This is a genomic window from Pseudomonas sp. R11-23-07 (assembly GCF_003852295.1).
Classification (GTDB): Bacteria; Pseudomonadota; Gammaproteobacteria; order Pseudomonadales; family Pseudomonadaceae; genus Aquipseudomonas.
In genome coordinates, this window is the sequence record NZ_CP027761.1 from 5226271 (window position 1) to 5252783 (window position 26513).

The 26513-nt window shown below is 61.8% G+C and carries 21 protein-coding genes and 1 pseudogene; 11 read left to right on the top strand and 11 right to left on the bottom strand.

What is annotated here, in order from left to right; translation table 11 throughout:
- Window positions 1-60: 60 nt before the first annotated feature.
- From C4J84_RS23985 to pilM, 7 genes and pseudogenes are all read right to left on the bottom strand, one after another.
- Entirely contained in the window at window positions 61-1611 is a 1551-nt protein-coding gene (locus C4J84_RS23985; RefSeq protein ID WP_124436196.1) for an SPOR domain-containing protein, read from the bottom strand.
- 10 nt (window positions 1612-1621) lie between these two features.
- A complete protein-coding gene (gene aroB / locus C4J84_RS23990; protein WP_124368632.1) occupies window positions 1622-2722 on the bottom strand; it encodes a 3-dehydroquinate synthase in 1101 nt (366 codons plus the stop codon).
- A gap of 125 nt (window positions 2723-2847) precedes the next feature.
- Window positions 2848-3366 carry a shikimate kinase AroK gene (gene aroK / locus C4J84_RS23995; RefSeq protein WP_124372112.1) on the bottom strand — a complete coding sequence of 173 codons (519 nt, stop codon included), beginning with the start codon at window positions 3364-3366 and terminating at the stop codon, window positions 2848-2850.
- Between the two features lie 4 nt (window positions 3367-3370).
- A pseudogene (locus C4J84_RS24000) lies at window positions 3371-4624 on the bottom strand (type IV pilus secretin PilQ); the annotation flags it as partial.
- Between the two features lie 141 nt (window positions 4625-4765).
- Complete coding sequence (locus C4J84_RS24005) at window positions 4766-5734, bottom strand: pilus assembly protein PilP (protein ID WP_124436198.1); 969 nt, start codon at window positions 5732-5734, stop codon at window positions 4766-4768.
- Entirely contained in the window at window positions 5731-6282 is a 552-nt protein-coding gene (locus tag C4J84_RS24010; protein WP_124372115.1) for a PilN domain-containing protein, read from the bottom strand. Before C4J84_RS24010 ends, C4J84_RS24005 begins: the two co-directional genes overlap by 4 nt.
- Window positions 6279-6935 carry a type IV pilus assembly protein PilM gene (gene pilM / locus C4J84_RS24015; RefSeq protein WP_164487822.1) on the bottom strand — a complete coding sequence of 219 codons (657 nt, stop codon included), beginning with the start codon at window positions 6933-6935 and terminating at the stop codon, window positions 6279-6281. The genes C4J84_RS24010 and pilM overlap by 4 nt, the downstream gene beginning before the upstream one ends.
- A 220-nt stretch (window positions 6936-7155) precedes the next feature.
- Between pilM and C4J84_RS24020 the strand changes: the two genes are divergently transcribed.
- Window positions 7156-9624 carry a penicillin-binding protein 1A gene (locus tag C4J84_RS24020; protein ID WP_372238210.1) on the top strand — a complete coding sequence of 823 codons (2469 nt, stop codon included), beginning with the start codon at window positions 7156-7158 and terminating at the stop codon, window positions 9622-9624.
- Window positions 9625-9833: 209 nt separating this feature from the next.
- Here C4J84_RS24020 and C4J84_RS24025 read toward each other — a convergent pair whose 3' ends face one another.
- The 3 genes from C4J84_RS24025 to rpmE form a co-directional block, all read right to left on the bottom strand.
- Window positions 9834-11102: a malic enzyme-like NAD(P)-binding protein gene (locus C4J84_RS24025; protein ID WP_124364741.1), complete on the bottom strand. Its 1269-nt coding sequence runs from the start codon at window positions 11100-11102 to the stop codon at window positions 9834-9836.
- Between the two features lie 180 nt (window positions 11103-11282).
- Entirely contained in the window at window positions 11283-12089 is an 807-nt protein-coding gene (locus C4J84_RS24030; protein ID WP_124436201.1) for a thermonuclease family protein, read from the bottom strand.
- Between the two features lie 14 nt (window positions 12090-12103).
- Complete coding sequence (gene rpmE / locus C4J84_RS24035; RefSeq protein ID WP_003237330.1) at window positions 12104-12340, bottom strand: 50S ribosomal protein L31; 237 nt, start codon at window positions 12338-12340, stop codon at window positions 12104-12106.
- Between the two features lie 251 nt (window positions 12341-12591).
- Here rpmE and C4J84_RS24040 point away from each other — a divergent pair, with 251 nt between their 5' ends.
- The 10 genes from C4J84_RS24040 (at window position 12592) to C4J84_RS24085 (ending at window position 25519) form a co-directional block, all read left to right on the top strand.
- On the top strand, window positions 12592-14811 hold the full coding sequence (locus C4J84_RS24040; protein ID WP_124436202.1) for a primosomal protein N': 2220 nt from the start codon (window positions 12592-12594) through the stop codon (window positions 14809-14811).
- A gap of 236 nt (window positions 14812-15047) precedes the next feature.
- On the top strand, window positions 15048-16784 hold the full coding sequence (gene argS, locus C4J84_RS24045; protein ID WP_124436203.1) for an arginine--tRNA ligase: 1737 nt from the start codon (window positions 15048-15050) through the stop codon (window positions 16782-16784).
- A gap of 1 nt (window position 16785) precedes the next feature.
- Window positions 16786-17487, top strand: a complete 702-nt coding sequence (locus C4J84_RS24050; protein WP_124368642.1) for an SPOR domain-containing protein — start codon at window positions 16786-16788, stop codon at window positions 17485-17487.
- A gap of 255 nt (window positions 17488-17742) precedes the next feature.
- Window positions 17743-18273 carry an ATP-dependent protease subunit HslV gene (hslV, locus tag C4J84_RS24055; RefSeq protein WP_003171209.1) on the top strand — a complete coding sequence of 177 codons (531 nt, stop codon included), beginning with the start codon at window positions 17743-17745 and terminating at the stop codon, window positions 18271-18273.
- 37 nt (window positions 18274-18310) lie between these two features.
- A complete protein-coding gene (gene hslU / locus C4J84_RS24060) occupies window positions 18311-19648 on the top strand; it encodes an ATP-dependent protease ATPase subunit HslU (RefSeq protein WP_124364746.1) in 1338 nt (445 codons plus the stop codon).
- A 149-nt stretch (window positions 19649-19797) separates the two neighbouring features.
- Window positions 19798-20175, top strand: a complete 378-nt coding sequence (locus tag C4J84_RS24065) for a gamma-butyrobetaine hydroxylase-like domain-containing protein (protein ID WP_124368644.1) — start codon at window positions 19798-19800, stop codon at window positions 20173-20175.
- 248 nt (window positions 20176-20423) lie between these two features.
- Window positions 20424-22103 (top strand): class II poly(R)-hydroxyalkanoic acid synthase, encoded by a 1680-nt coding sequence (phaC, locus tag C4J84_RS24070; protein ID WP_124372122.1) that lies wholly within the window; start codon window positions 20424-20426, stop codon window positions 22101-22103.
- A gap of 149 nt (window positions 22104-22252) precedes the next feature.
- Complete coding sequence (gene phaZ / locus C4J84_RS24075; RefSeq protein WP_124368646.1) at window positions 22253-23098, top strand: poly(3-hydroxyalkanoate) depolymerase; 846 nt, start codon at window positions 22253-22255, stop codon at window positions 23096-23098.
- 89 nt (window positions 23099-23187) lie between these two features.
- A complete protein-coding gene (gene phaC, locus C4J84_RS24080; protein WP_124372123.1) occupies window positions 23188-24870 on the top strand; it encodes a class II poly(R)-hydroxyalkanoic acid synthase in 1683 nt (560 codons plus the stop codon).
- A 28-nt stretch (window positions 24871-24898) separates the two neighbouring features.
- On the top strand, window positions 24899-25519 hold the full coding sequence (locus C4J84_RS24085; RefSeq protein ID WP_124372124.1) for a TetR/AcrR family transcriptional regulator: 621 nt from the start codon (window positions 24899-24901) through the stop codon (window positions 25517-25519).
- 104 nt (window positions 25520-25623) lie between these two features.
- On the opposite strand, the gene C4J84_RS24090 is transcribed toward C4J84_RS24085, so the two are convergent.
- Window positions 25624-26505, bottom strand: coding sequence for a phasin family protein (locus tag C4J84_RS24090; protein ID WP_124372125.1), 882 nt, complete (start codon window positions 26503-26505; stop codon window positions 25624-25626).
- Window positions 26506-26513: the final 8 nt, after the last annotated feature.

Here is a 26513-nt window from a genome sequence, read left to right on the forward strand (position 1 = left end):
GCACGCTGTTGTAGTTTTTTGAGGTGCCGGGAGGGCGGCCTGGGTAAGGCCGCCGGATCTTCAGCGAGTTGTTGCCAGTTCTTGTTGAACGCTGGCAACAGTGCGAGGCCAAGGTTTACCAGCCTGAACCTTCGCTGGCAAGGCCTTGATGGCGGAATCGGCTGCGGCGCGGCTTGGGAAGCTGCCGTAGGTGATCACATACAGCGGCTTGCCGTTGAGCACTTTCTTGAAATAACGGTACTGGCCGCCCTGCTCTTTGACGAACGCCTGGGCGTTGGCCTCGGAGCTGGTGCCGAGTATCTGCACCACGAAGTTGCCGGTGGGCTGGCTGCTGTACCAGCTGCTGCCGGCAGCGCCGGCCTTGGCAACGGTGGCCGCAGGCTTGGCCGCTGGAGCAGGCGTTGGCGCGGGCTTGGTCACCGGCGCAGGCGCAGGCTTGGCTGTGGCAATCGTCGGCGCCGGGGTCGGCTTGGCAACTGGTGCAACCGGCGTCGCTGGCGTACCGGCAGGCACGCCCGCAGGTGGCGCGGTGGTGGTCACGGTTGGCGGTGTCGCGCTGGAGCCTTCCACCGGCACGCCGTCGTCGCCTTCAGAGATGCCACCGGCTTCTTCGGCCAACGGGCCGCGCATCACAGGTTGGCCGACCATCGGCAGGTTGGTCGGCTGGCCGGAATTGGCGAATTCGACGTTCGGCGTGGGCTTGCCCAGTGGCAACTGCGCCTGTTCGGTTGGCGCGCCAGCGGTTGTCGGCGCCTTGCTGCGGCCCGGGATCAACCAGGCGGCGGCAACAGCGACCACGACAACGGCAGAAATAGCCAATACGTGCTTCTTAGGCATAGTGAACCCCATCTTTGGACGCTTGACCGCAGAGCGGCTGGCAATCATGGCTTCGATCATTGCATCGCGGGCAACCTGATTGATGTTGCCAGGCCAGCCATCGGAGCTTTCGTGAATATCAGAGATCTGCGCAGCGGAGAAAAGTTCGATACCCGCCCCCGCGCCCTCGAGGCGTTGAGCCAGGTATTCGCGGGTCTCTTCTTCTTCGTACGGCTGCAATTCGATGACGTGAAACAGCTCTTGTTCACCGCTGATCTGCTCCAGATCGGCGATCAGCGACGACTCACCAAACAGGAACACATGGGGACGCCCTTCCGGGGTACCCGCCGCCAGCGCCAACAGGGCTTCCAGGGCAGATTCGTCGAGCTGCTCGGCGTCATCCACCAACAGATAGACTTCCTGGCCGGTCAGGCCCAGTTGCACCACCTGCTTGAGAATCGCATTCGGCTCAGGGTTGGCTACGTCCAACGCCTGCGCCACCTGGCGCAACACGCCGGCCGCGTCACCGGCACCACGGGCCGAGACGACGACGCTCTGCACCGATTGCTTGTTGGTGCTGGCAACCAGCGCCTGGCGCAGCAAGGTCTTGCCGCTGCCCAACGGCCCCGTCACCACCAGCAGCAACTGGCTGTAGCGCGCGAGATGGTGCAATTGCCCCAGTACCGGCTTGCGCTGGGCAGGGAAGAATTTGAAACCAGGCACCCGAGGCGCGAAAGGGTCGTGGCTCAGGTGGTAGTGGCCGAGGAACGCCTCGTCGGCATGCAAACTAGTCATCGGGATCTTATTAACCTTTAAGCTGGGCCAGGGCGCGGTAATCCGCTCCCAGCGTGGCCTGTAAAATCTCTTTCGGATAATCGTCGGTCACCACCGCTTCGCCCATGTGGCGCAACAGCACCAGTCGCAGTCGACCGTCGATCACTTTCTTGTCTATCGCCATGTGTTCCAGAAAATCCGCCTCGGTCATTTCAGACGGCGGAATCACCGGCAAACCGGCGCGCTGGAACAGACGGATACCGCGATCACGCTCCTGGACGCTGATCCAGCCCAGGCGCTGCGACATCTCCAATGCCATCACGGTGCCAGCCGCTACGGCTTCCCCATGCAGCCACACACCATAGCCCATGTGGGTTTCGATCGCATGGCCGAAGGTGTGGCCCAGGTTCAGGGTAGCCCGCACACCGGACTCCCGTTCGTCGGCATTCACCACCAACGCCTTGGCCGCACAGGAGCGGGAAATCGCTTCGGTGAGTGCCACCTGGTCGAGGGCGCGCAAGGCGTCCATGTGTTCTTCCAGCCAGGTCAGGAAGGGCTCGTCGCAGATCAGCCCGTACTTGATGACTTCCGCCAGGCCCGCCGACAGCTCGCGGGGTGGCAGGGTGTTGAGGGTCGCGGTGTCGATCAGCACGGCCTGCGGCTGATAGAACGCGCCGACCATGTTCTTGCCCAGCGGATGGTTGATACCGGTCTTGCCGCCCACAGACGAATCGACCTGGGACAACAGCGTGGTCGGCACCTGGATAAAATCCACGCCACGCTGGTAGCAGGCGGCCGCGAAGCCGGCCATGTCGCCGATCACACCGCCGCCCAGGGCGACCACGGTGGTACGGCGGTCATGCCGTGCGCTCAGCAGGCCATCGAAAATCAGTTGCAGGGTTTCCCAGTTCTTGTGGGCTTCGCCGTCGGGCAGGATCACCGAGATCACCGAGTACGCCGCCAGGCTGCGGCTCAGACGCTCAAGATACAGCGGCGCCACCGTTTCGTTGGAGATGATCGCCACTTGCCGACCGGCAATATGCGGTGCGAGCAGCTCGGGCTGGTCCAGCAGGCCTTCGCCAATATGGATCGGGTAGCTGCGCTCGCCTAGATCGACCTTAAGTGTCTGCATGTGTCCCCGCGTTGAAGATATTTTGACGACCGGTAACGCCTGGATCAGACGCTGCCTGATGGCTCTACGCCACACCTCGCGAGGTCATGGCGCGCCGCCGAGAATAGCGCATTTGCGGCCAGGCTTTAACGGGGTGGTAGCCGTTGCAGGCGCTCAAGAATGTCGACCACCACCATTCGCGGCGGCCGTTCATCGGTTTCCACCACCAGATCGGCGATTTCCCGATACAGCGGATCACGCAGCGCCAGCAGGTCTCGCAGGGTTTTTTCCGGGTTGGCCGTGCGCAGCAACGGGCGATTGCGATCACGGGCGGTGCGGCCCACCTGCTGCTCCACCGAGGCATGCAGGTACACCACGCGACCACCGGCGTGCAGGGCGCGGCGATTTTCATCGCGCATCACCGCGCCACCGCCGGTGGCCAATACCACGCCATCGCAGCCGCACAGTTCGGCAATCATTGCCTGCTCGCGGTCGCGAAAGCCCAGCTCGCCTTCCTTATCGAAGATCCATGGGATATTGGCACCCGTGCGCAATTCAATTTCCTTATCGGAATCTTTGAATGGCAGGCGCAGCTCTTTGGCCAGCAAACGGCCGATGGTGCTTTTTCCAGCCCCCATCGGCCCTACAAGAATCAAATTTCGCACAGAATCAACGACTCACAGCAATCGCCTGGTTATTCATGATACGCGGAGTCAGGAATACCAGCAGCTCGGATTTTTTCTCCGCCCGCACATCGCGCCGGAAAAGGCGGCCAAGATACGGCACATCGCCTAAAAATGGCACTTTATCTACCACTTTGCTTTGGGTATTGGAGAAAACCCCGCCGATGACAATGGTCTCGCCATCCTTGACCAGGACCTTGGCATTGACCTCGTTTTTCTTGATCGGCGGAACATCGTTGAGCTTGTTCAGATAGTCGGGCTCGTCCTTGGTAACCTTGACCACCATGATCACATGATCGTCGGGGGTGATTTGCGGCGTGACCTCCAATGACAGCGAGGCTTCCTTGAAAGACACCGAGGTTGCGCCCTGGGACGTGGATTCCTGATAGGGGATCTCGGTGCCCTTGAGGATGCGTGCGGTTTCCTTGTCCGAGGTGACCACCTTGGGCTGTGAGACGATTTCGCCGTTGCCGGACTTTTCCATGGCGGTCAGCTCAAGGTCCAGCAGCAGGTTGTCGGTGATAAAGGCCAGTCCCAGGCCCGAGGTGCCGGTCAGCGAACCCAGGTCGACGAAGGGTGAGCTGGGTGGGTTCTCTGGTGGCTGCGCGCCGTCCGCCTGGGGCTTGGGAATACCGCCGGCGCTCCAATTGCCGCGATTGAGCCGCCCGCCCCAGCGCGCGCCCAGGCCTTTGTCGTAATCGACATTGGCCTCGACGATGCGCGCCTCGATCATCACTTGGCGCACCGGCACGTCCAACTGCGCCACGATCCGCCGCAGTTCTTCCAGCCGCTCTCCAGTCTGGTAGGCGATGATATTGTTGGTGCGGTCATCGACCGCCACCGAGCCGCGCTCGTCGGTCGCGCCTTCAAAGCCGGTCACTGACTGGAACAGCTTGGCTAGGTCCGCTGCCTTGGCATAATTGACCTGCAGCAACTCCCGGCGTAACGGTGCCAGCTCAGCCATCTGCTTGCGCGCCTCCAACGTCAGCAGTTCGCGAGCGGCCAATTCGTCAGCCGGCGCCACCAGCAATACGCCGGCCTTCACCCGTTTGTCCAACCCCTTGGCTTGCAGCACCAGGTCCAGCGCCTGGTCCCAAGGCACCTCCTTGAGCCGCAGGGTGATCGAACCTTGTACCTCGTCACCGGCCACCAGGTTGAGGCCTGCGACATCGGCGATTTGCTGCAGCGCTGCGCGCAGATCGATGTTCTGGAAATTAAGGTTCAGCTTGTCGCCCGTGTAGCCGACCGAAGCTGCGCTTTCGGGCGGCGGCAAGTGGATCAGGTCGAGGCGATTGGGTACAGCAGCGGCCTTCGGCGCCGTGAACGCTATCCATAGCGCCACACCGAAGCACGAGAAAATCCTTTTCATGGTTTGATTCCGTTATGAGTTGATGTTCAGTACCAGGGTTCGCGGGCGCTCCAGCCAGAGGCCCTGTTCATCGGGAAAGCGCTCGATCAGCTCGACATGACTGTCCTGGATGGACATGACCTGGCCATGATCCGGCCCGAGGTAGTCACCGACCGCCAGCCGATGCACTGTCGGTCCGGCACGCAATAGCGCGTAGGTCCGTCCACCGCCCGACAGCGTACCGACCATGGCGAACTGCTCGATTGCGATGCCCTCCAGCGGCCCGCGAGGCCGAGTGAGGTCTGGAGCAAGGGCCGCTCGCCCAGGCGTGTGCTCCGCTTGCAAGGCAGGGCGTTGAAACGGGTCGCGCAGGGATGATGAGTCATAAACAAAGCGCGGAGCCGGGACGATCGCATGGGCGCTGCCGCCTGGGGACGCACTTCGATACGCCTTGGCCAGCAGGTCAAGACGTAACAATGCCCCTTCAGGCCGCACCGCCACGTCATGCACCGTGACGATGCGCTGCAACCCGCCCAGGGCGCTGACGAACGCGGCCAAGTCGTGATAGGCCCCCGTAGCGGCAATCTTCAAGGGCTGCTCGACATGGAACGGCAGCGACGCCTCATCCAGCACCGCGACGCCCTCGATCCAGACGCCTTTGGCAACCGCCAGCCGGGCGATGTCTTCCAGCAAGCCCGGCACTGCGGACTCACCGGACAGCTGCCCCTGAAGGCCCGCGACAGTCTCTTCCATCGCCCTGACTTGTTCGGTGTACGCCTCAAGCTCAGCGGCCAAGCCGGTTTTTTCTTCGAGCTGCGCTTGCAGCGCCTGTTCCCGCGCCTCGAGGCCGTGCAGTCGCTCCCGCGAAGCCCCCAGGTAAACCCCCTCTCCAAGCAACAGCACCAGACCGGCCAGCGCACAGCCAAGCAGGGCCTTCCCAGGCCAGGGCCATTTTGCAGCGTTGTAGGAGAGTGCGGAAAAGTCGAGCCTGGGCAGGCTCATGGTTGCGCCTCGATGGTTTCCCCCTGACGCACCATCAGCTGAAACTCGTGATCGCCGCGCTCGCCCTCTGCCCGCACCCGCTCGAGCCGCGCGGAGTGGCCACCCTGTGACGCCTCCAACCGACGCATCAACTGGGCGATATCCTGATTGCTGTCGGCACTGCCGCGGATGCTGATCGTATCGCCACTCGCGACCACTTCGTGCAGATGAACGCCATCGGGCATCGCGCGAGCCAACTGATCGAACAGCCGAGCACCGGAAGAGCGCGCATCGTGCAGGTCCTGCACGACCTTCATGCGCTGTGCCAATTGCTGGCTTCGCTCCTGCAGGTCGTCGATGGTCTTGATGCGTGAGTCCTGCACGGCGACATCCCCGTTCAGGCGCACATTGCGGGTAACCTGCCGGTCGATCGCCTGGTCGATCACCTGGTCAGCCAGCCACACCGCCGCGAGCGCCAGGCAGGCAAATACCAGCAACAGTGCCAGGAAATATTTGCGGCGCCGCTCCGCCAGTGCTCGGCGCCAGGGCAAAAGATTGATTCGTGTCATCCAGCGAAACTCCTCAGGGCTAACCCGCAAGCCACTCCCATCCCCTGGGCATCGACGGCCCATTGTGCGCCATCGACTCGATGACCCGGCGTGAAGCTGGCAAAATCCTGACGGCAAGCGCGCTCCAATGCAAACGCTTCGACATCCACTACCTGTGTCACCAGCCCGGCCAGGGCCAGCGCCGCCTCGCGGGCCTCGACCTGCTCACGCAGGCACGCCACCAGCAACACCTCGACCCGCCCCGCTTCCTGGGGCGACGGCCCGCGCACCTGGAAATCGATGGCGACCTCGTCCAGAGGATAAGGAATGTACTGGTCGGCCTCCATCTGTATCTGCCAGGCCATCTCTTCGTCGCCCAGGCCCGTATCCATTTCGATCACCCGCGTAATGACCGAAGGGCCCGCTACCGCCACGGCCGCGTGCCTGGTGCCACTGTGCAAGCGAGGTAATGCCTGGTGCAGCGCCCGCCCTACGCCGTCGAGGTCAAGCAATGTGCCATCGACCACCGCATGTGCCGGCAATACCTGCGTGACATACCCCTGAATGCTGAAACCCTGAGCCGAACGGCCCAGCTCGACCAGCTTGATACCCTGGTCATTGATGTCAACGCCGAGGACGACGTCGAGTTTGCGACTGAAAAATCCCTTTCCCATAAAACTCCCTAAAGCTTTGCCTGTCTTACCGCCTGATTGCCGCCGGGCAGCGTGCATTCGGTCGACTTGTTTGAGCCGCGCGAATGACGCCCGAAGGCGAAAATGCTTTAATGCCCAGCGTTTTTTCCCGCTTTTTATCTGCTGCCCGGGTCGATCCATCGTTTGCCATGCATGCCCCGACGCATAACTCTTTCATTTCTCTGGAAATCCAAAAGCCTTGATTCGTCTGCTGAAGTTTTTCGGGTACTCCATTGTCGCGATCGTCTGCGGGCTGCTGCTCGTACTCAGCGGGGCCTACCTCTACCTTAGTCCGGGTTTGCCGTCCGTAGAGGCTCTCAGAAGTATCCAGTTGCAGATTCCTTTGCGGGTCTACAGCAGCGATGAAAAACTGATCGCGGAGTTCGGCGAAATGCGCCGCACCCCGATCCGTTTCGCCGACATTCCACCCAACTTCATCAGCGCGTTGCTGTCGGCCGAAGACGATAATTTCGCCAACCATTACGGCGTCGACCCCAGCAGCCTGGTGCGTGCAGCCACGCAGTTGGTAAAAAGCGGACACATTCAATCCGGCGGCAGCACCATCACCATGCAGGTGGCGAAGAACTTCTTCCTCACCAGCGAGCGCAGTTTTTCGCGCAAGGCCACCGAGATCCTGCTGGCGCTGCAGATTGAACGTCAGCTGACCAAGGATGAAATTCTCGAGCTGTACGTCAACAAGATTTACCTGGGCAACCGCGCTTACGGCATCGAGGCGGCTTCCCAGGTGTACTACGGCAAGTCGATTCGTGATGCCAGCCTGGCGCAGATGGCGATGATTGCCGGTCTGCCCAAGGCGCCGTCGCGCTTCAACCCCTTGGCCAACCCGGCGCGCAGCAAGGAGCGGCGCGACTGGATCCTGGGGCGCATGTACAAGCTCGGCAAGATCGACCAGGCGGCTTACGAAAGCGCCGTGGCCGAACCGTTGAACGCCAGCTATCACGTGCCGACGCCGGAAGTGAATGCGCCGTATATCGCCGAAATGGCGCGTGCCGAGATGGTCGGCCGGTATGGCAGCGAGGCCTACACCGAAGGTTTCCGTGTTACTACCACCGTTCCAAGCAACTTGCAGGAAATTGCCAACCATTCGCTGCACGAAGGCCTGATCACCTATGACCAGCGCCACGGCTATCGCGGCCCTGAATCGCGCCTGCCGGGCAAGACCCTGAGCGCCTGGACCACCGAACTGGGCAAACAGCGCTCCATCAGTGGCCTGGAGCCGGCCATCGTCACCCAGGTGAAGAAAGACGGCGTGCAAGTGCTGACCCGCACCGGCGAAGCGCATGTGGCGTGGGACAGCATGAAATGGGCGCGCCCATTCCTGAATACCAACAGCATGGGCCCGATGCCCAAGCAGCCGTCTGATGTGGCGCAGGTGGGCGATTTGATCCGCGTGCAGCGCCAGGCGGATGACAGCCTGAAATTCAGCCAGGTCCCGGTCGCCCAGGGCGCCCTGGTGTCCCTCGACCCGCAAAACGGTGCGATCCGCTCCCTGGTCGGCGGCTTCGCCTTCGAGCAGAGCAACTACAACCGCGCCACCCAGGCCAAGCGCCAGCCGGGCTCGAGCTTCAAGCCATTCGTCTACAGTGCCGCGCTGGATAACGGCTATACCGCCGCCAGCCTGGTCAACGACGCGCCGATCGTGTTTGTCGATGAGTACCTGGACAAAGTCTGGCGCCCGAAGAACGACACCAACACCTTCCTCGGCCCGATCCGCATTCGCGAGGCGTTGTACAAGTCGCGCAACCTGGTGTCGATCCGCCTGCTGCAAGCAATGGGCGTGGGCAAGACCATCGACTACATGACCCGCTTTGGCTTCGCCAAGTCTGACCTGCCGCCGAACCTGTCCCTGGCCCTGGGTACCGCCACCCTCACGCCGATGGAAATCGCCACTGGCTGGAGCACCTTTGCCAACGGCGGTTACAAAATCTCGCCGTACCTGATCGACAAGATCGAAAGCCGCAATGGCGACACCCTGTTCACTGCCAACCCGCCACGGGTGCCCGGCGATGTGGTCAATGGCGTGGCGGCGACCGATGGTCTTGCCGCACCTAGCAACGGCGGCATCACCATCGAGCCAACCCCAGGCACGACGCCTGCCGCAAACACCCCCGCGCCGGCCGAGCCGCAGGCACCGGCAGTGGCAGTGGCTGAGCGCATCGTGGACGGCCGCACCACCTATATCCTCAACAGCATCCTGCAAGACGTGATCAAGAAGGGTACCGGCCGGCGCGCATTGGCCCTCGGCCGCGCGGACATCGCCGGCAAGACCGGTACCACCAACGAATCCAAGGATGCCTGGTTCTCCGGCTACAACGGCGACTATGTGACCACCGTATGGACCGGTTACGACCAGCCGGAGAGCCTGGGCCGTCGCGAATTTGGTGGCACCGTCGCGCTGCCGATCTGGATGAGTTACATGGGCGCGGCGCTGAAAGACAAGCCGCTGCACACCCAGCCGGAACCGGAAGGCATCCTTAGCCTGCGCATCGACCCGGTAAGCGGCCGCGCAGCCTCGCCAAGCACGCCGAACGCCTACTTCGAACTGTTCAAGAGCGAAGACACGCCGCCGTCGGTCAATGAGCTGGGCAACGGGGTTGCACCGGGCAGCCCGCTGCCGGCAGATGAAGGTGCGCCGATCGATCTGTTCTGATGACGCTCGTTCCCGCGCTCCGCGTGGGAACGCCGCTTTGGACGCTCTGCGTCCAGGGTGCGCGCACGGCTTTGTGGTCAAGCACATGTGACGCAGAGCGTCACGGGGTGCATTCCCACGCGGAGCGTGGGAACGATCAGCCAATCGCCAGCCACAAAAAAGCCCCGACTCGCGAGAGCCGGGGCTTTTTGTTGGTGCGCTACAACGGCTTAGCCGTTGAACACATCATCCACGCTTTTGAGCGGGTAGTTCTTCGGATACGGCAGGGTTGCCACACCGGTCTCGATTGCAGCCTTGGCCACGGCATCGGAGATCAGGGTGATCAGGCGCTTATCCATTGGTTTGGGAATGATGTACTCACGCCCGAATTCCAGCTTGGCGCCACCGTAGGCATCGCATACATCCTGCGGCACCGGCAGCTTGGCCAGTTCACGCAGGGCGTTGGCGGCCGCTACCTTCATCTCTTCGTTGATGCGCTTGGCGCGAACGTCCAGGGCACCACGGAAGATGAACGGGAAGCCCAACACGTTGTTGACCTGGTTCGGGTAGTCCGAACGGCCGGTGGCCATGATCACGTCGCTGCGGGTGGCGTGCGCCAGTTCCGGGGAGATTTCCGGGTCCGGGTTGGAGCAGGCGAACACGATCGGGTTCGGCGCCATCGACTTCAGGCCTTCGGCGCTCAGCAGGTTCGGGCCGGACAGGCCGACGAACACGTCGGCACCGTCGAGGGCATCCGCCAGGGTGCGCTTGGAGGACGGGTGGGCGAACATCGCCTTGTACTGGTTCAGGTCGGTACGCTCGGACTGGATCACGCCCTTGCTGTCGACCATGTAGATGTTTTCCAGCTTGGCGCCCATGCTGATGATCAGCTTCATGCAGGAAATGGCCGCAGCACCGGCGCCCAGGCAGACGATTTTCGCCTCGCTCAGGGTTTTGCCGGCGATTTCCAGGGCGTTGATCATGCCGGCCGCAGTAACGATCGCGGTGCCGTGCTGGTCATCGTGGAATACCGGGATGTCGCACTGTTCGATCAGGGCCTTTTCGATCTCGAAGCACTCGGGTGCCTTGATGTCTTCCAGGTTGATGCCACCGAAGGTGATGGAAATACGCTTGACGGTGTCGATGAAGGCCTGCGGGCTTTCAGAGTCGACTTCGATGTCGAAAACGTCGATGCCGGCAAAGCGCTTGAACAGCACGCCCTTACCTTCCATGACCGGCTTGGAAGCCAGTGGGCCGAGGTTACCCAGGCCCAGGATCGCGGTGCCATCAGAAATCACTGCAACCAGGTTGCCCTTGCCGGTGTACTTGTACGCCAGCTCGGGGTCGCGGGCGATTTCACGTACGGGCTCGGCAACGCCAGGGCTGTAGGCCAGCGACAGGTCGCGGGCGGTGGCAGTGGCTTTGGTGAGCTCTACACTCAGCTTTCCTGGACGAGGATTGGCATGATATTCGAGAGCGGCAGTTTTCAAATCAGACATATCGGCATTCCGCTTTTACTGTTGGTCGACGGACCGCCGAGGATACGCGTGTCGTAAAGCCCCTACAAGACTGGTCGGTCACAGGTGTCAAGGCCCCGCGACGGCGTACTTTAGTCTAAAGCCACGGGATACAAGGGCTTGACTGTTCACAATCGGCTTAAAAAATGTCTACAATTTTTATCATTGCGTCAATTTGAGCATGCTGGGGTCGGTGATCGGCAGCAGCCAACGTGCCTGGTCATTTTTGTGCCCACCCCGCCGAGAGCGATCCTGCACCCAGCCACGCGCCTCGATTGTCTTGCCTTGCAGACCACCGAGCATGGCAGTGTCGAATTGATGGGCCAGATCGGGCGCAACGCGTAATACCAGTGAACCCTGCAATTCGATCCAGATTCCGCCGCGATTGCGTTCGATCTTGCTGACCCGGCCACTGACCAGAGCGAAGCCGGACTGCTTGAGCCGGCCCCCCCCTTGCACCGGCGATTGCCGCCACAGGCCCAGCCCTGCCTGCCGCGCAGTGTGCTCAGCCGCCTGCTGACAGGCAACGAGGTCGACGTTGGGCGCGACACCCACCTGAAAACCCAGGCCCTCGGCCAGTAATTGGGCTTCCAGGTTGTTGCCGTCGGCGCCGTAAAGGTGCGCCAGGGTTCGCCCATAGCGATCCTTGGCCTCGCGACCCGGCACCAGGCCGACGCGTCCTCCACTGGCGCTCACCAAGGCTTGCAAGCGCTGGCGGGCGGCGATGGCAAAGGGCTCGTCAGCGCGGCCCTTCTTGCCGGTTTCCGGGGCGTTGAGGCCGATCAGCCGCACGCTGCGGCCATCCTTGAGGCGCACGGTGTCGCCATCCACCACGCGCTGTACTTCTACACGCACCACGGAGGCCGGCGCCGGGCAAAACACCTGGGCCTGGGCCCCGCCGAACCAAATCCCAGGCACAAAAAAGGCGCCCACAAGGGACGCCTTTTTCAACAGCTGGCAAAAGCCCATAAGGCCTTTGAGCCTTACTCTGCTGGAGTAGCAGCAGCAGGCTTCTTGCCGAAAGCACCAAAGCGATCTGCGAAGCGCTGTACACGGCCGCCGGTGTCCAGAGTTTTCTGCTTACCGGTGTAGAACGGGTGGCACTCGTTGCATACGTCAGTACCCAGTGGCTTGCACAGGTTCGAACGAGTCTCGAACTTGTTGCCGCAGCTGCAGGTGACTTCGATGGTTTCGTACGCTGGATGGATATCGGCTTTCATGGCACTTCCTCGGGCTAGCGTGCCGCCACTCGACACTATTGTCGAATACCGCACGTAATTAGGCCGCGAATTCTAACAGACCTTTTCAATCGCGCAAGCGGCGGTGAAGGCCGAGCACGCCCTTTCATCAGAAAATCCCGGCGCCTGCGCAAGTCTCTTCTTCCTGCAGCAGAGACGGGACACCTCCACCGTCGGTCTGCTAGGCTCCCGCCCCTGCGCCACCGCCTGCCTTTATAGATGAGACTTCTCGCGTGCCCGACGCCATTTTGCGCCTAGCCCTGCCCTCGCCCCTGCGCCGCCTGTTCGATTATCGGGCCCCGGCCGGTGTGCCACGTGCGCAGCTGGAGCCAGGCATGCGCGTGCGCGTGCCGTTCGGGCGCCGGGAAATGATCGGCATCCTGGTGGAAGTCACCGACCACAGCGAAGTGCCCGCCGAAAAACTCAAGCCGGCCATCGCCATCCTCGACGCCCTACCGCCGCTGCCCCCCGCGCTGTTCAAGTTGTGCCTGTGGACCGCGCAGTATTACCAGCACAGCCTGGGCGACACCTTGAGCTGGGCGCTGCCGGTGCTGCTGCGCCAGGGCGAACTGGCCGAAGCGCGCCAGGAGCGGTTCTGGTCGATGACGCCCGGCGCTCGCCTGGATGACCCGCGCATCGCCCGCGCCCCGCGCCAGCGTGAAGCCCTGGCTACTCTGGCCCAGCACCCGCATGGCGTCGCCCATCAGCTGTTGAGCAAGCTGATGCTGAGCAAAGACAGCCTCGACCTGTTGCTCGCCAAAGGCCTGGTGCAGGTGGAAATCCGCAAGCATGCCCCCGACCCGCGCCACGAACACTGGCTGGCGCAACCGGAGCTGCCGTTGAACCCCGAACAACGCGCCGCCTATGAAGCCATCCGCGCCGGGTTCGACAGCTTCCACGCGTTCCTGCTGGCCGGCGTTACCGGCAGCGGCAAGACCGAAGTCTATTTGCAGTTGATCCGCGAAACCCTGCAAGCCGGTAAACAGGCGCTGGTGCTGATCCCCGAGATCAACCTAGGCCCGCAAACCCTGGCGCGTTTCGAACAGCGTTTCAACGCCCGCATCGCGCTGGTGCACTCGGCGGTCAACGACCGTGAGCGCCTGGAGTCGTGGCTAGCGGCGCGGGACGGCGAAGCCGACATCATCATCGGCACCCGCTCGGCGCTGTTTACCCCGATGAAAAATCCGGGGCTGATCATCATCGACGAAGAACACGACGGCTCCTATAAACAGCAGGAAGGCCTGCGTTACCACGCCCGCGACCTGGCGCTGGTACGCGCACGCCAGGAAGACATCCCGATTGTGCTCGGCTCGGCCACGCCTTCCCTGGAAAGCCTGCATAACGCCTACACCGGCCGGTATGGCCTGCTACGCCTGAATGAGCGCGCAGGTGGCGCCAAACAGCCGCGTTTCCTGCGCCTGGATGTAAAAAGCCGTCCGCTGGACAGCGGTATTTCCGGCCCGATGCAGCAAGCCATCGGCCAGACCCTCGCCGCCGGCCAGCAAGTGTTGGTGTTCCTCAATCGCCGTGGCTTTGCGCCGACGCTGTTGTGCCATGACTGTGGCTGGATGTCCGAATGCGAACGCTGCGATGCGCGCATGACCGTGCACCAGCGCTACGGCGAACTGCGCTGCCATCACTGCGGCCATGTCGAGCCTGTGCCGCGCCACTGCCCGCAATGCGGCAAGGTCGACCTGCGCCCGGTCGGCGCGGGCACCGAACGCGCCGAAGAGCGCCTGGGCATTCTGTTCCCGGATTACCCGGTGCTGCGGGTGGACCGCGACAGCACCTCGCGCAAAGACGCGATGAACCAATTGTTCGCCACCATCCAGAAAGGCCAGCCGTGCATTCTGGTTGGCACGCAAATGCTCGCCAAAGGGCATCACTTCCCACGGGTGACCCTGGTGTCGATCCTGGATGCCGACGGTGGTTTATTCTCCGGCGACTTCCGCGCCAGCGAGCGCATGGCGCAGTTGATCGTGCAGGTCGCCGGCCGCGCCGGGCGCGCCGAAGAGCCGGGCCGGGTGATTATCCAGACACACCTGGCCGACCACCCGCTGCTGATCCAACTGACCGAGCAAGGTTACTTTGCCTTCGCCGAGCAGGCATTGAGCGAACGCCGCGCCGCCGGGCTGCCGCCGTTTTCGCACCTGGCACTGCTGCGCGCCGAGGCGCATAAACCGGGCCAGGCCGAAGCCTTTCTTGACGAAGCCTGCAGCGCCGCCGAACGTTTGCTGGCAGAGCTGGGTCTGAGCGGCATCGAACTGCTCGGCCCGGTGCCCGCGCCCATGGAACGCCGCGCCGGCCGCTACCGGGCCCAGCTACTCTTGCAGGCAACGTCCCGCGCACCGCTGCATCGGCTATTAAGCAGCTGGTTGCTTGCCCTGGAGCAAATGCCCAGTGGCCGGCAAGTGCGATGGTCGCTGGATGTAGACCCGGTAGATTTGTATTAAGCCGTCCCCTGTAGGAGCGAGCTTGCTCGCGAAAAACGTTAACGATAACGCGGTATCCTGATTTCACGCGGCGCCCTCGGGTTTTTCGCGAGCAAGCTCGCTCCTACAGGGGGCACAACGTCCTTAAACAGCTCCACAGGTCTGGAACGGTTGGCAAGCCCGCCCTCGCCACGGATAATGCCCAGTTTTTCCACCTGCGCATCGCGCGCCGCCGCTTGCGGTCGAAAGAGAACACCATGAAAGACACCATTCGCCAGCTGATCCAGCAAGCCCTCACCCAACTCGTCAACGAAGGTGTGTTGCCTGAAGGCCTGTCGCCGGCGATCCAAGTGGAGAACACTCGCGACAAGACCCACGGCGACTTCGCCAGCAACATCGCGATGATGCTGTCCAAGCCCGCAGGCATGAAACCCCGCGACCTGGCGGAAAAAATCATCGCGGCGCTGCCGGCCGACGCCAGTGTCACCAAGGCCGAAATCGCCGGCCCAGGCTTTATCAACTTCTTCCAGAACACCCAGGCCCTGGCGTCGCGCCTGGATGCCGCCCTGGCCGATGCCAGTATCGGCGCACGCAAAGCCGGCGACAGCCAGCGCGTGGTCATCGACCTGTCGGCACCGAACCTGGCCAAGGAAATGCACGTTGGCCACCTGCGCTCGACCATCATTGGCGACGGCGTGGCGCGGGTACTGGAATTTCTCGGCGACACCGTGATCCGCCAGAATCACGTGGGCGACTGGGGCACCCAGTTCGGCATGCTGATGGCGTATCTGCAGGAAAACCCGATCACCAGCAACGAACTGGCCGACCTGGAAAACTTCTACCGCGCCGCCAAGAAGCGCTTCGACGAATCCGCCGAGTTCGCCGACCGCGCGCGCAGCCTGGTGGTCAAGCTGCAAGCGGGCGACAAGGAATGCCTGGAACTGTGGGGTCGCTTCCGCGATATCTCGCTGTCCCACTGCCAGGAAATCTACGAACTGCTCAACGTCAAGCTGACCATGGCCGATGTGATGGGCGAAAGCGCTTATAACGATGACCTGATCAACGTAGTCAACGACCTCAAGGCCGCAGGCCTGCTGGTCGAGAGCAACGGCGCGCAGTGCGTGTTCCTTGAAGAATTCAAGACCGCCGACGGCGAACCGCTGCCGGTGATCATCGTCAAGGCCGATGGCGGCTATCTCTACGCCACCACCGACCTGGCCGCCGTGCGCTACCGCAGCGGCGTGCTCAAGGCCGACCGCGCGCTGTATTTCGTCGACCAGCGCCAGGCCCTGCATTTCCAGCAGGTGTTCGAAGTGGCGCGCCGCGCCGGCTTCGTCACCCACCCGATGCACATGGAACACATGGGCTTCGGCACTATGAACGGTGCCGATGGCCGCCCGTTCAAGACCCGTGACGGCGGCACCGTGAAGCTGATCGACCTGCTGACCGAAGCCCAGGAACGCGCCTACAGCCTGGTGAAGGAAAAGAACCCTGAGCTGGCCGAGGCCGACCTGCGCAACATCGCCCGCGTGGTAGGCATCGGCGCGGTGAAATACGCCGACCTGTCCAAGCATCGCACCAGCGACTACAGCTTCAACTTCGACCTGATGCTCAACTTCGAAGGCAACACCGCACCATACCTGCTGTACGCCTACACCCGCGTGGCCGGTGTGTTCCGCAAACTGGGCAAGGACTTCAGCGAAGTCGAAGGCCAGATCGTGCTGGACGCGCCCCAGGAGCAGGAACTGGCCGCCAAGCTCGCGCAGTTCGGCGAAGTGCTCAACAGCGTCGGCGAGAAAGGCACCCCGCATATCCTCTGCACCTACCTGTACGAAGTGGCCGGCCTGTTCTCCAGCTTCTACGAGAACTGCCCGATCCTCAGCGCCGACGATGAAGCCCAGAAGCACAGTCGCCTGCGCCTCGCCGCACTGGCTGGACGGACCCTCAAGCAAGGCCTGGAGCTGTTGGGCCTGGAAACTCTGGAGCGCATGTAAGTTGGCCGCCAAGAAAAAACCTGCACCCAAGCGCGGCGCCAGCCGCTATCAGGCCCCGGCCAAGCAGCCGATTCCGGGTTGGCTGTGGATGGCCATCGGCCTCACGGTCGGCGCATTCGTGGTATTTCTGATGAAGCTGGAGCCCGGCCAGGGCGATGACGTCAAGCGCGTCAAACAGGAGCAGCAGAAAGCCACGAAGATCGCCGAGGCCAACAAGACCGCACCAAGCCCGACGGCGCCGGTGAAGCCCAAGTACGATTTCTACACACTGCTGCCGGAATCGGAAGTGATCGTGCCGCCCGACGCCGTGCCGGAGAAAACCCTGCCGACGCCGCAAGTGCCGACCACGCCGGTGACGCCTGCGGAAGCGGCGAAAATCGACACGGCGCGCGCGCAGGCCGCGCTGGCCGGGATCACCCCGCCGCCGGCACCTCCAGTGGCAGAGACCAAGGCGGCGCCGGTGACCAAGTTCTTCCTGCAAGCGGGCTCGTTCCCGAAACAGGCGGATGCCGATCGTGTGCGGGCGCAGATCATTCTGTTGGGTCAAGCGGTGACGGTGGAATCCGGCACGGTGAAGGACGCGACCTGGTATCGCGTGCTGGTAGGCCCGTTCAGCAACCGCGAGCAGTTGACCGTGGCGCAGAAGCAATTGGCCGGAGCAGGGTTTAGCAACCTGTTGTTACAACAGCGCCAGAGCCGCTGACTCTAGCTCAACAACAATCAAAATGTGGGAGGGGGCTTGCTCCCGATGGCGGTATCAGTCACCAGATTCATTGGCTGACACACCGCTATCGGGAGCAAGCCCCCTCCCACATTGGTTTTGGGGTGTTCTGGAACCTATGTCAGACACATAGACACCATTCGTCCGTCCCGACCTCCCAAGGTTGAAATCATCCCGACCACCCCCATATCAGTTTCCATCAGGGCATTTTCGCCCCGCTGCGTGGAGACTCTCCCCTTGACCACCATCGTTTCAGTACGTCGCCACGGCAAAGTCGTCATGGGCGGCGACGGCCAGGTTTCCCTGGGTAATACCGTGATGAAAGGCAACGCCAAGAAAGTGCGTCGCCTGTACCACGGCCAGGTGCTCGCCGGGTTCGCAGGCGCGACCGCCGACGCCTTCACCCTGTTCGAGCGTTTCGAAGGCCAGCTTGAAAAGCACCAGGGCCACCTGGTGCGTGCCGCCGTCGAACTCGCCAAGGAATGGCGCACCGACCGCTCCCTCAGCCGTCTTGAAGCCATGCTGGCGGTCGCCAACAAAGACGCGTCCTTGATCATCACCGGCAACGGCGATGTGGTTGAACCTGAACATGGCCTGATCGCCATGGGTTCGGGCGGCGGCTATGCACAAGCTGCGGCCAGCGCGCTGTTGAAGAAAACCGATCTGTCGGCGCGTGAAATCGTCGAGACCGCGCTGGGTATCGCCGGCGATATCTGCGTGTTCACCAACCACAACCAGACCATTGAGGAGCAGGACCTCGCCGAGTAAGCCGTAGGCTTATTCCCGCTTGAGGCCGCCAAACACTATGTCCATGACTCCCCGCGAAATCGTCCATGAACTCAATCGCCATATCATCGGCCAGGACGATGCCAAGCGCGCCGTTGCCATTGCGCTGCGTAACCGCTGGCGCCGGATGCAACTGCCCGAAGAGTTGCGCGTTGAAGTAACGCCAAAGAACATCCTGATGATCGGCCCGACCGGTGTTGGTAAAACCGAGATCGCCCGGCGTCTGGCCAAGTTGGCCAATGCACCGTTCATCAAGGTCGAAGCCACCAAGTTCACCGAAGTGGGCTATGTGGGCCGCGACGTCGAGTCGATCATTCGCGACCTGGCCGACGCCGCGTTGAAAATGCTGCGCGAGCAGGAGGTGACCAAGGTCAGCCACCGCGCCGAAGACGCCGCCGAAGAACGTATCCTCGATGCCTTGCTGCCACCGGCACGCATGGGTTTCAACGAAGACGCCGCGCCATCGTCGGACTCCAACACCCGTCAGCTGTTTCGCAAGCGCCTGCGTGAAGGCCAGCTGGACGACAAGGAAATCGAGATTGAAGTGGCCGAGGTGTCCGGCGTCGATATCTCCGCGCCACCTGGCATGGAAGAAATGACCAGCCAGTTGCAGAACCTGTTCGCCAATATGGGCAAGGGCAAGAAGAAAAGCCGCAAGCTCAAGGTGAAGGAGGCGCTGAAACTGGTGCGCGACGAAGAAGCCGGGCGCCTGGTGAATGAGGAAGAACTCAAGGCCAAGGCCCTGGAAGCGGTCGAGCAACACGGCATTGTGTTTATCGATGAGATCGACAAAGTCGCCAAGCGCGGCAACTCCGGTGGTGTCGATGTATCTCGCGAAGGCGTACAGCGCGACCTGCTGCCGCTGATCGAGGGCTGCACGGTGAACACCAAGCTGGGCATGGTCAAGACCGACCACATCCTGTTTATCGCCTCCGGTGCTTTCCACCTGAGCAAGCCAAGCGACCTGGTGCCGGAGCTGCAAGGTCGCCTGCCGATCCGCGTGGAACTCAAGGCGCTCACTCCGGGCGACTTCGAGCGCATCCTCAGCGAGCCGCATGCGTCGTTGACCGAGCAGTATCGTGAGCTGCTGAAAACCGAGGGTCTGGGGATCGAATTCCAGGCAGACGGTATCAAGCGCCTGGCGGAGATTGCCTGGCAGGTCAACGAGAAGACCGAGAATATCGGTGCGCGGCGTCTGCACACGCTGCTTGAGCGCCTGCTTGAAGAAGTGTCGTTCAGCGCTGGCGACATGGCTGGTTTGCAGAATGGCGTGGCGATCAAGATCGACGCGGATTACGTCAACAGCCACCTGGGTGAATTGGCGCAGAACGAAGACTTGTCGCGGTATATCCTGTAAGCCTCACACAGAACTGCTTTGCTTCAAATGTGGGAGGGGGCTTGCCCCCGATTGCAGTGGGTCAGCTACAGATAAGCTGACTGATCCACCGCTATCGGGAGCAAGCCCCCTCCCACATTGTTAAGCCGGTTTATTCAGGAGTACCTCATATGGCCAAGTTTCCTACTGCTGTAAACCTGCACAAAACCTCCAACACCCTCGGCCTCACCTACGGCCCCGACGAGGTTTACCAGTTGCCCGCCGAATTCCTGCGCGTGCACTCACCCTCCGCCGAGGTCCAGGGCCACGGCAAACCCATCCTGCAATTTGGCAAGCTCAACGTTAAGTTGATCAAGCTGGAACCGGCCGGCCAGTACGCACTGAAATTGACCTTCGACGACGGCCATGACAGCGGGCTGTTCACCTGGGACTACCTGTATCAACTGGCCGTGCGTCAGGACGCGCTGTGGGCGGATTACCTGGCCGAACTGAAAGCTGCCGGAAAAACCCGCGACCCGAGTCAGTCGGTCGTGCGCCTGATGCTCTAGCCCAGGCTTCTTGCTCTTTAGAGGGCATTTTCTAATTTCATCTGCTTGAATGCCCTGTCTGGTGGCCAACGATTGGCCTGCTTGCGAAAAAAATTAAACTCGGGTAACCAATGGAACTGGCAAGTTCCCTGCATTTGACGATGCGGTATCAACGGTCACCCGAGTCGCAGTACCAGGCTGGTGTCGTGTATCGAAATGGGTGCGCAGCAATCGCCGGTACTCGTCTTTCGGACAATGGAGCGTCGTAGATGAGTAACAAGAATAACGATGACTTGAAACGCCAGGCCTCGGAAAACACCCTGGGGTTGAACCCGATCATCGCGTTACGCAAAAAGGATCTATTGGCCTCGGCGAAGATGGTGCTGACCCAAGCCATCAAGCAACCGTTACACAGCGTCAAACACGTCGCCCATTTTGGGGTGGAGCTCAAGAACGTGATGTTCGGCAAATCGGCGCTGGTGCCGGAAAGCGACGACCGCCGCTTCCACGACCCGGCCTGGAGCCAGAACCCGCTCTACAAGCGCTACCTGCAGACTTACCTGGCGTGGCGCAAGGAACTGCACGACTGGATCGGCGACAGCAATCTGTCGGAACAGGACATCAGCCGTGGCCACTTCGTGATCAACCTGATGACCGAAGCCATGGCCCCCACCAACAGCGCAGCCAACCCGGCGGCGGTTAAACGCTTCTTTGAAACCGGTGGCAAAAGCCTGCTCGACGGCCTGTCCCACCTGGCAAAAGACATGGTGCACAACGGCGGCATGCCGAGCCAGGTCAACATGGGCGCCTTCGAAGTGGGCAAGACCCTCGCCATCACCGACGGCGCCGTAGTATTTCGCAATGATGTGCTGGAGCTGATCCAGTACAAGCCGACCACCGAGCAGGTGCACGAACGCCCGCTGCTGGTGGTGCCGCCGCAGATCAACAAATTCTATGTATTCGACCTGAGCCCGGAGAAGAGCCTGGCGCGTTTCTGCCTGCGCAATGGGCAGCAGACCTTTATCGTCAGTTGGCGCAACCCCACCAAGGCCCAGCGCGAGTGGGGCTTGTCGACCTATATCGAGGCGCTCAAGGAAGCGGTCGATGTGATCAGGGCGATTACCGGCAGCAAGGACGTGAATATGCTGGGCGCCTGCTCCGGCGGCATCACCTGCACTGCGCTGCTGGGCCACTACGCGGCGCTGGGCGAGAAGAAGGTCAACGCCCTGACCCTGCTGGTGAGTGTGCTGGACACCACGCTGGACACCCAGGTGGCGCTGTTCGTCGATGAACAGACGCTGGAAGCGGCAAAGCGCCATTCCTATCAGGCCGGCGTGCTTGAAGGCCGCGACATGGCCAAGGTATTCGCGTGGATGCGGCCCAACGACTTGATCTGGAATTACTGGGTCAACAATTACCTGCTCGGCAACGAGCCGCCGGTGTTCGACATTCTGTTCTGGAATAATGACACCACGCGCCTGCCGGCCGCCTTCCATGGCGACCTGATCGAGCTGTTCAAGAACAACCCGCTGGTGCGCGCCAACGCCCTGGAAGTGTGCGGTACGCCCATCGACCTCAAGCAAGTCACGGCCGATATCTATTCACTGGCCGGCACCAATGACCACATCACGCCGTGGCAATCCTGCTACAAGTCAGCGCAATTGTTTGGCGGCAAAGTGGAGTTCGTGCTGTCCAGCAGCGGGCATATCCAGAGCATCCTCAACCCTCCGGGCAATCCCAAGTCGCGCTACCAGACCAGCGAGGGGTTGGGGGGCACTGCGCTGGAGTGGCAGGAAAACGCGACCAAGCATACTGATTCGTGGTGGCTGCACTGGCAGGTGTGGCAGGCGGAGCGGGCGGGTAAGTTGAAAAAAGCTCCTACGACACTAGGCAGTAAGACCTATGCTGCCGCCGAAGCGGCGCCAGGCACCTATGTACATGAGCGGTAGATTGGAATGAGATCTAAATGTGGGAGGGGGCTTGCTCCCGATAGAGATGGATCAGTGTCAGGTGTGCTGACCGACACAACGCCATCGGGAGCAAGCCCCCTCCCACATTTTGCCCCCATTTCTCCTGTAATACTTCACAGGGCTTGAGCATGCCGCAACCGTTCATCTTCCGCACTATCGACCTGGATGGCCAAGCCATCCGCACGGCGGTACGACCGGGCAAGCCGCACTTGACGCCGCTGCTGATCTTCAACGGCATCGGCGCCAACCTGGAGTTGGTGTTTCCGTTCGTGCAGGCCCTGGACCCGGACCTGGAGGTGATCGCCTTCGACGTGCCGGGCGTGGGCGGTTCCTCCACGCCCAACCGGCCCTATCGCTTCCCCGGCCTGGCCAAGCTCACGGCGCGCATGCTCGATTACCTGGACTATGGCCAGGTGAACGCGGTGGGCGTGTCGTGGGGCGGAGCACTGGCGCAGCAGTTTGCCTATGACTACCCGGAACGGTGCAAAAAACTGATCCTGGCGGCCACGGCGGCGGGTGCGGTGATGGTGCCGGGCAAGCCGAAAGTGCTGTGGCTGATGGCGAGCCCCAGGCGTTATATCCAACCGTCCCACGTGGTGCGTATTGCGCCGATGATTTATGGCGGCTCGTTTCGCCGCGATGCCAAGCTGGCCGCCGAACATGCCAGCAAAGTGCGCTCGGCCGGCAAGCTGGGCTACTACTGGCAACTGTTCGCGGGGCTGGGCTGGACCAGCATTCACTGGTTGCACAAGATCCGTCAGCCCACCCTGGTATTGGCCGGGGACGACGACCCGCTGATCCCGCTGATCAACATGCGCCTGCTCGCCTGGCGCATCCCCAATGCGCAGTTGCACATCATCGATGACGGCCATTTATTCCTGATCACCCGGGCGGAAGCCGTGGCGCCGATCATCATGAAGTTTCTCGAGGAGGAGCGCCTGCGCGCCGTGATACATCCGCGCCCGGCGGTGTGAAGGATCGCACCACCGCGCAACTTGCCAGGAACCGACTATGGTTCTGAATTGGCGTGCCTTTTGATGGCTTGACGAAGGAGTGTTGGCTCATGCGAGAAAGACCCGTGACGAACCCGGCGCCCACCCCTGCTGCGTTCATCAACGCGCAAAATGCGATCACCGGTTTGCGCGGCCAGGATCTGCTGTCGACCCTGCGCACCGTCGCGGCACATGGCATGCGCAACCCGATGCACACCGCACGCCACGCCCTGGCCCTGGGCGGCCAACTGGGCCGGGTGTTGCTGGGTGAAACCGTGCATGAACCCAACCCCAACGACAACCGCTTCAGCGACCCCACCTGGAAGCTCAACCCCCTGTACCGGCGCAGCCTGCAGGCCTACTTGAGCTGGCAAAAGCAGACGCGCAACTGGATTGATGACAGCGCCCTCAGCGCGGATGACCGCATTCGCGCACATTTCGCCTTCACTCTGCTCAACGATGCCGTCTCCCCGTCCAACACCCTGCTCAACCCGCTGGCGATCAAGGAGCTGCTCAATTCCGGCGGCAACAGTGTGGTGCGCGGCGTGAGTCACTTGTTCGAAGACCTGCTGCACAACAACGGCCTGCCGCGCCAGGTCAGCAAGCATGCCTTCGAAGTGGGCAAGACCGTTGCCACCACCCCGGGCTCAGTGGTGTTTCGCAACGAACTGCTGGAGCTGATCCAGTACAAGCCCATGAGCGAAAAACAATACGCCAAGCCCTTGCTCGTGGTGCCGCCGCAAATCAACAAGTACTACATCTTCGACCTCAGCCCGGCCAACAGCTTCGTGCAATACGCCCTGAAAAACGGCCTGCAGACCTTCATGGTCAGTTGGCGCAACCCGGATGTGCGCCATCGCGAGTGGGGCCTGTCCACCTACGTGGCCGCGCTGGAGGAAGCGCTCAACGTCTGCCGCGCGATCACCGGCGCGCGCGAGGTCAACCTGATGGGCGCCTGCGCGGGTGGCCTGACCATTGCGGCGCTGCAAGGCCACCTGCAAGCCAAGCGCCAGCTGCGGCGCGTCGCCAGCGCCAGTTATCTGGTGAGCTTGCTCGACAGCCAGATCGACAGCCCGGCCGTGTTGTTCGCCGATGAGCAAACCCTTGAAGCCGCCAAGCGTCGCTCCTACCAGAAAGGCGTGCTGGACGGCCGCGACATGGCCAAGGTGTTCGCCTGGATGCGCCCCAATGACCTGATCTGGAACTATTGGGTCAACAACTACTTGCTGGGCAAGGAACCGCCGGCCTTCGACATCCTGTACTGGAACAACGACAACACGCGCCTGCCCGCCGCGTTGCATGGCGACCTGCTGGATTTCTTCAAGCACAACCCGCTGAGCCATCCAGGGGGCCTGGAGGTGTGCGGTACCCCCGTCGACCTGCGCAAGGTCACGGTAGACAGCTTCAGCGTGGCCGGCATCAACGATCACATCACGCCATGGGACGCCGTGTATCGCTCCACCCAACTGCTGGGCGGTGAGCGGCGTTTCGTGCTGTCCAACAGCGGGCATATCCAGAGCATCCTCAACCCGCCCGGCAACCCCAAGGCCAATTACGTCGAGAACCCCAAGCTGAGCAGCGACCCGCGCGCCTGGTACTACGACGCCCATCACGTCGAAGGCAGTTGGTGGCCGCAGTGGCTGGCGTGGGTCCAGCAACGTTCGGGCGTGCAACGCGAAACCCTCACTGCTCTGGGCAACCAGAATTACCCACCGATGGAAGCGGCGCCAGGCACCTACGTGCGCGTGCGCTGAGTTCAACGATCCCACTTAAGAAGGCTGGATGAAGACCCGCGACCGTATCCTTGAGTGTGCCCTGCTACTGTTCAATCGCAAGGGCGAGCCGAACGTGTCGACCATGGAAGTGGCCAACGAAATGGGGATCAGCCCCGGCAACCTCTATTACCACTTCCACGGCAAAGAGCCTTTGGTGCTTGGGTTGTTCGAGCGCTTTCAGGCTGAGCTGGCGCCCTTGCTCGATCCGCCCGCCGACGCGCAACTGGAGCCCGAGGATTACTGGCTGTTCCTGCACCTGATCGTGGAGCGCATGGCCCACTACCGGTTCCTGTTCCAGGACCTGTCGAACCTGGCCGGGCGTTTGCCGAAGCTGGCGAAAGGCATTCGTAGCCTGCTCACGGCGCTCAAGCGCACCCTGGCCTCTTTGCTGGCACGGTTGAAGGCGGCGGGGCAACTGGTCAGCGATACACAGGCGCTCGGCCAATTGGTGGAACAGATCACCATGACGCTGCTGTTTTCCCTGGATTACCAACGGATTCTCGACCGTGATGGCGAGGTGCAGGTGGTGATTTACCAGATCATGATGCTGGTGGCCCCGCATCTGCTGCCGACGGCGCGGCAGGCGACCGAGCGGTTTGCGCTCAAATACCTGGATAACACTGACTGAACAGATCGTTCCCACGCGGGAGCGTGGAAATGATCTTTTAAATACAGCGCCATAAAAAATGCCCGACCTCTGCAGGCCGGGCATTTTTTGTGTCCTGGAAAAACTCAGGACTGACTGGATGGCGTCGGCGTCGACGTAGCAGTCGGGGCCACAGCAGCGGGGGTCGGTGCGGACACTGAGTTGGCTGTGGAAGCGGTTGCCGCAGCAGCAGGCTTGGCTACCGCTGGTTTTTTCGCTACCGCTGGCTTCTTAGCAGCGGATTTTGCCGCAGGCTTCGCGGCGGCAGGTTTGGCTGCGGCTTTTGCAGTTGCAGGCTTAGCGGCAGGTTTCGCGACGGCCTTGGCTGCGGGTTTAGCGGCAGCTTTGGCGGCTACGGGTTTTGCAGCAGACTTGGCGGCCGGCTTGGCAGCTGCAGTTTTCGCCGCAGGCTTGGCGGCCGATTTTGCAGCCGCTTTGGCTGGAGCCTTCACCGCAGGTTTGGCGGCAGCTTTAACCAAGGGCTTGGCAGCGGCTTTCGCAGCGGGTTTGGCCGCAGCGGTTTTAGCGGCAGGCTTGGCTACAGGGTTTGCAGCAGCCGCCTTCACGGGAGTCGCTTTCGCGCCGGTGAGTTTTTCGATTTGCTTGGTCAGGGTGTCGACCTTGCTGTGCAGCGTTTTCAGTTCAGCTTTGCTCGGCACGCCCAGTCGCGAAATAGCACTGTTGAGACGCTTGTCGAAGGTTTCTTCCAACTTGCTCCAAGTGTCGGAAATGCTCGACTTGGCAGAACCTGCGCTGGCCTTGGCCGCATCAACTTTTTTGCCAACGGTGCTCTTGGTCAACTTCTCGGCTTTTTCACCGTCCTTGACCAGCGTCTCGAAGTATTTGCCACCGTCACTGCTAACCTTCGAGTACACGCCTAAACCAGCAAGCCAGATCTTTCGGGAATATTTTTCAACTTCCCCGACCCACGAGCTGCTTTCTTTCTGAGTAGTTTTTTTAACAGCCATCCCGATGT

Bases quoted from the DNA above. Each gene is read 5' to 3' on its own strand.
- C4J84_RS23985 (WP_124436196.1), bottom strand. From the start codon at position 1,611: ATGACTAGTTTGCATGCCGACGAGGCGTTCCTCGGCCACTACCACCTG.
- aroB (WP_124368632.1), bottom strand. From the start codon at position 2,722: ATGCAGACACTTAAGGTCGATCTAGGCGAGCGCAGCTACCCGATCCAT.
- C4J84_RS24005 (WP_124436198.1), bottom strand. From the start codon at position 5,734: ATGAGCCTGCCCAGGCTCGACTTTTCCGCACTCTCCTACAACGCTGCA.
- C4J84_RS24010 (WP_124372115.1), bottom strand. From the start codon at position 6,282: ATGACACGAATCAATCTTTTGCCCTGGCGCCGAGCACTGGCGGAGCGG.
- pilM (WP_164487822.1), bottom strand. From the start codon at position 6,935: ATGGGAAAGGGATTTTTCAGTCGCAAACTCGACGTCGTCCTCGGCGTT.
- C4J84_RS24025 (WP_124364741.1), bottom strand. From the start codon at position 11,102: ATGTCTGATTTGAAAACTGCCGCTCTCGAATATCATGCCAATCCTCGT.
- C4J84_RS24030 (WP_124436201.1), bottom strand. From the start codon at position 12,089: ATGGGCTTTTGCCAGCTGTTGAAAAAGGCGTCCCTTGTGGGCGCCTTT.
- rpmE (WP_003237330.1), bottom strand. From the start codon at position 12,340: ATGAAAGCCGATATCCATCCAGCGTACGAAACCATCGAAGTCACCTGC.
- argS (WP_124436203.1), top strand. From the start codon at position 15,048: ATGAAAGACACCATTCGCCAGCTGATCCAGCAAGCCCTCACCCAACTC.
- hslU (WP_124364746.1), top strand. From the start codon at position 18,311: ATGTCCATGACTCCCCGCGAAATCGTCCATGAACTCAATCGCCATATC.
- C4J84_RS24065 (WP_124368644.1), top strand. From the start codon at position 19,798: ATGGCCAAGTTTCCTACTGCTGTAAACCTGCACAAAACCTCCAACACC.
- phaC (WP_124372122.1), top strand. From the start codon at position 20,424: ATGAGTAACAAGAATAACGATGACTTGAAACGCCAGGCCTCGGAAAAC.
- phaZ (WP_124368646.1), top strand. From the start codon at position 22,253: ATGCCGCAACCGTTCATCTTCCGCACTATCGACCTGGATGGCCAAGCC.
- phaC (WP_124372123.1), top strand. From the start codon at position 23,188: ATGCGAGAAAGACCCGTGACGAACCCGGCGCCCACCCCTGCTGCGTTC.
- C4J84_RS24085 (WP_124372124.1), top strand. From the start codon at position 24,899: ATGAAGACCCGCGACCGTATCCTTGAGTGTGCCCTGCTACTGTTCAAT.
- C4J84_RS24090 (WP_124372125.1), bottom strand. From the start codon at position 26,505: ATGGCTGTTAAAAAAACTACTCAGAAAGAAAGCAGCTCGTGGGTCGGG.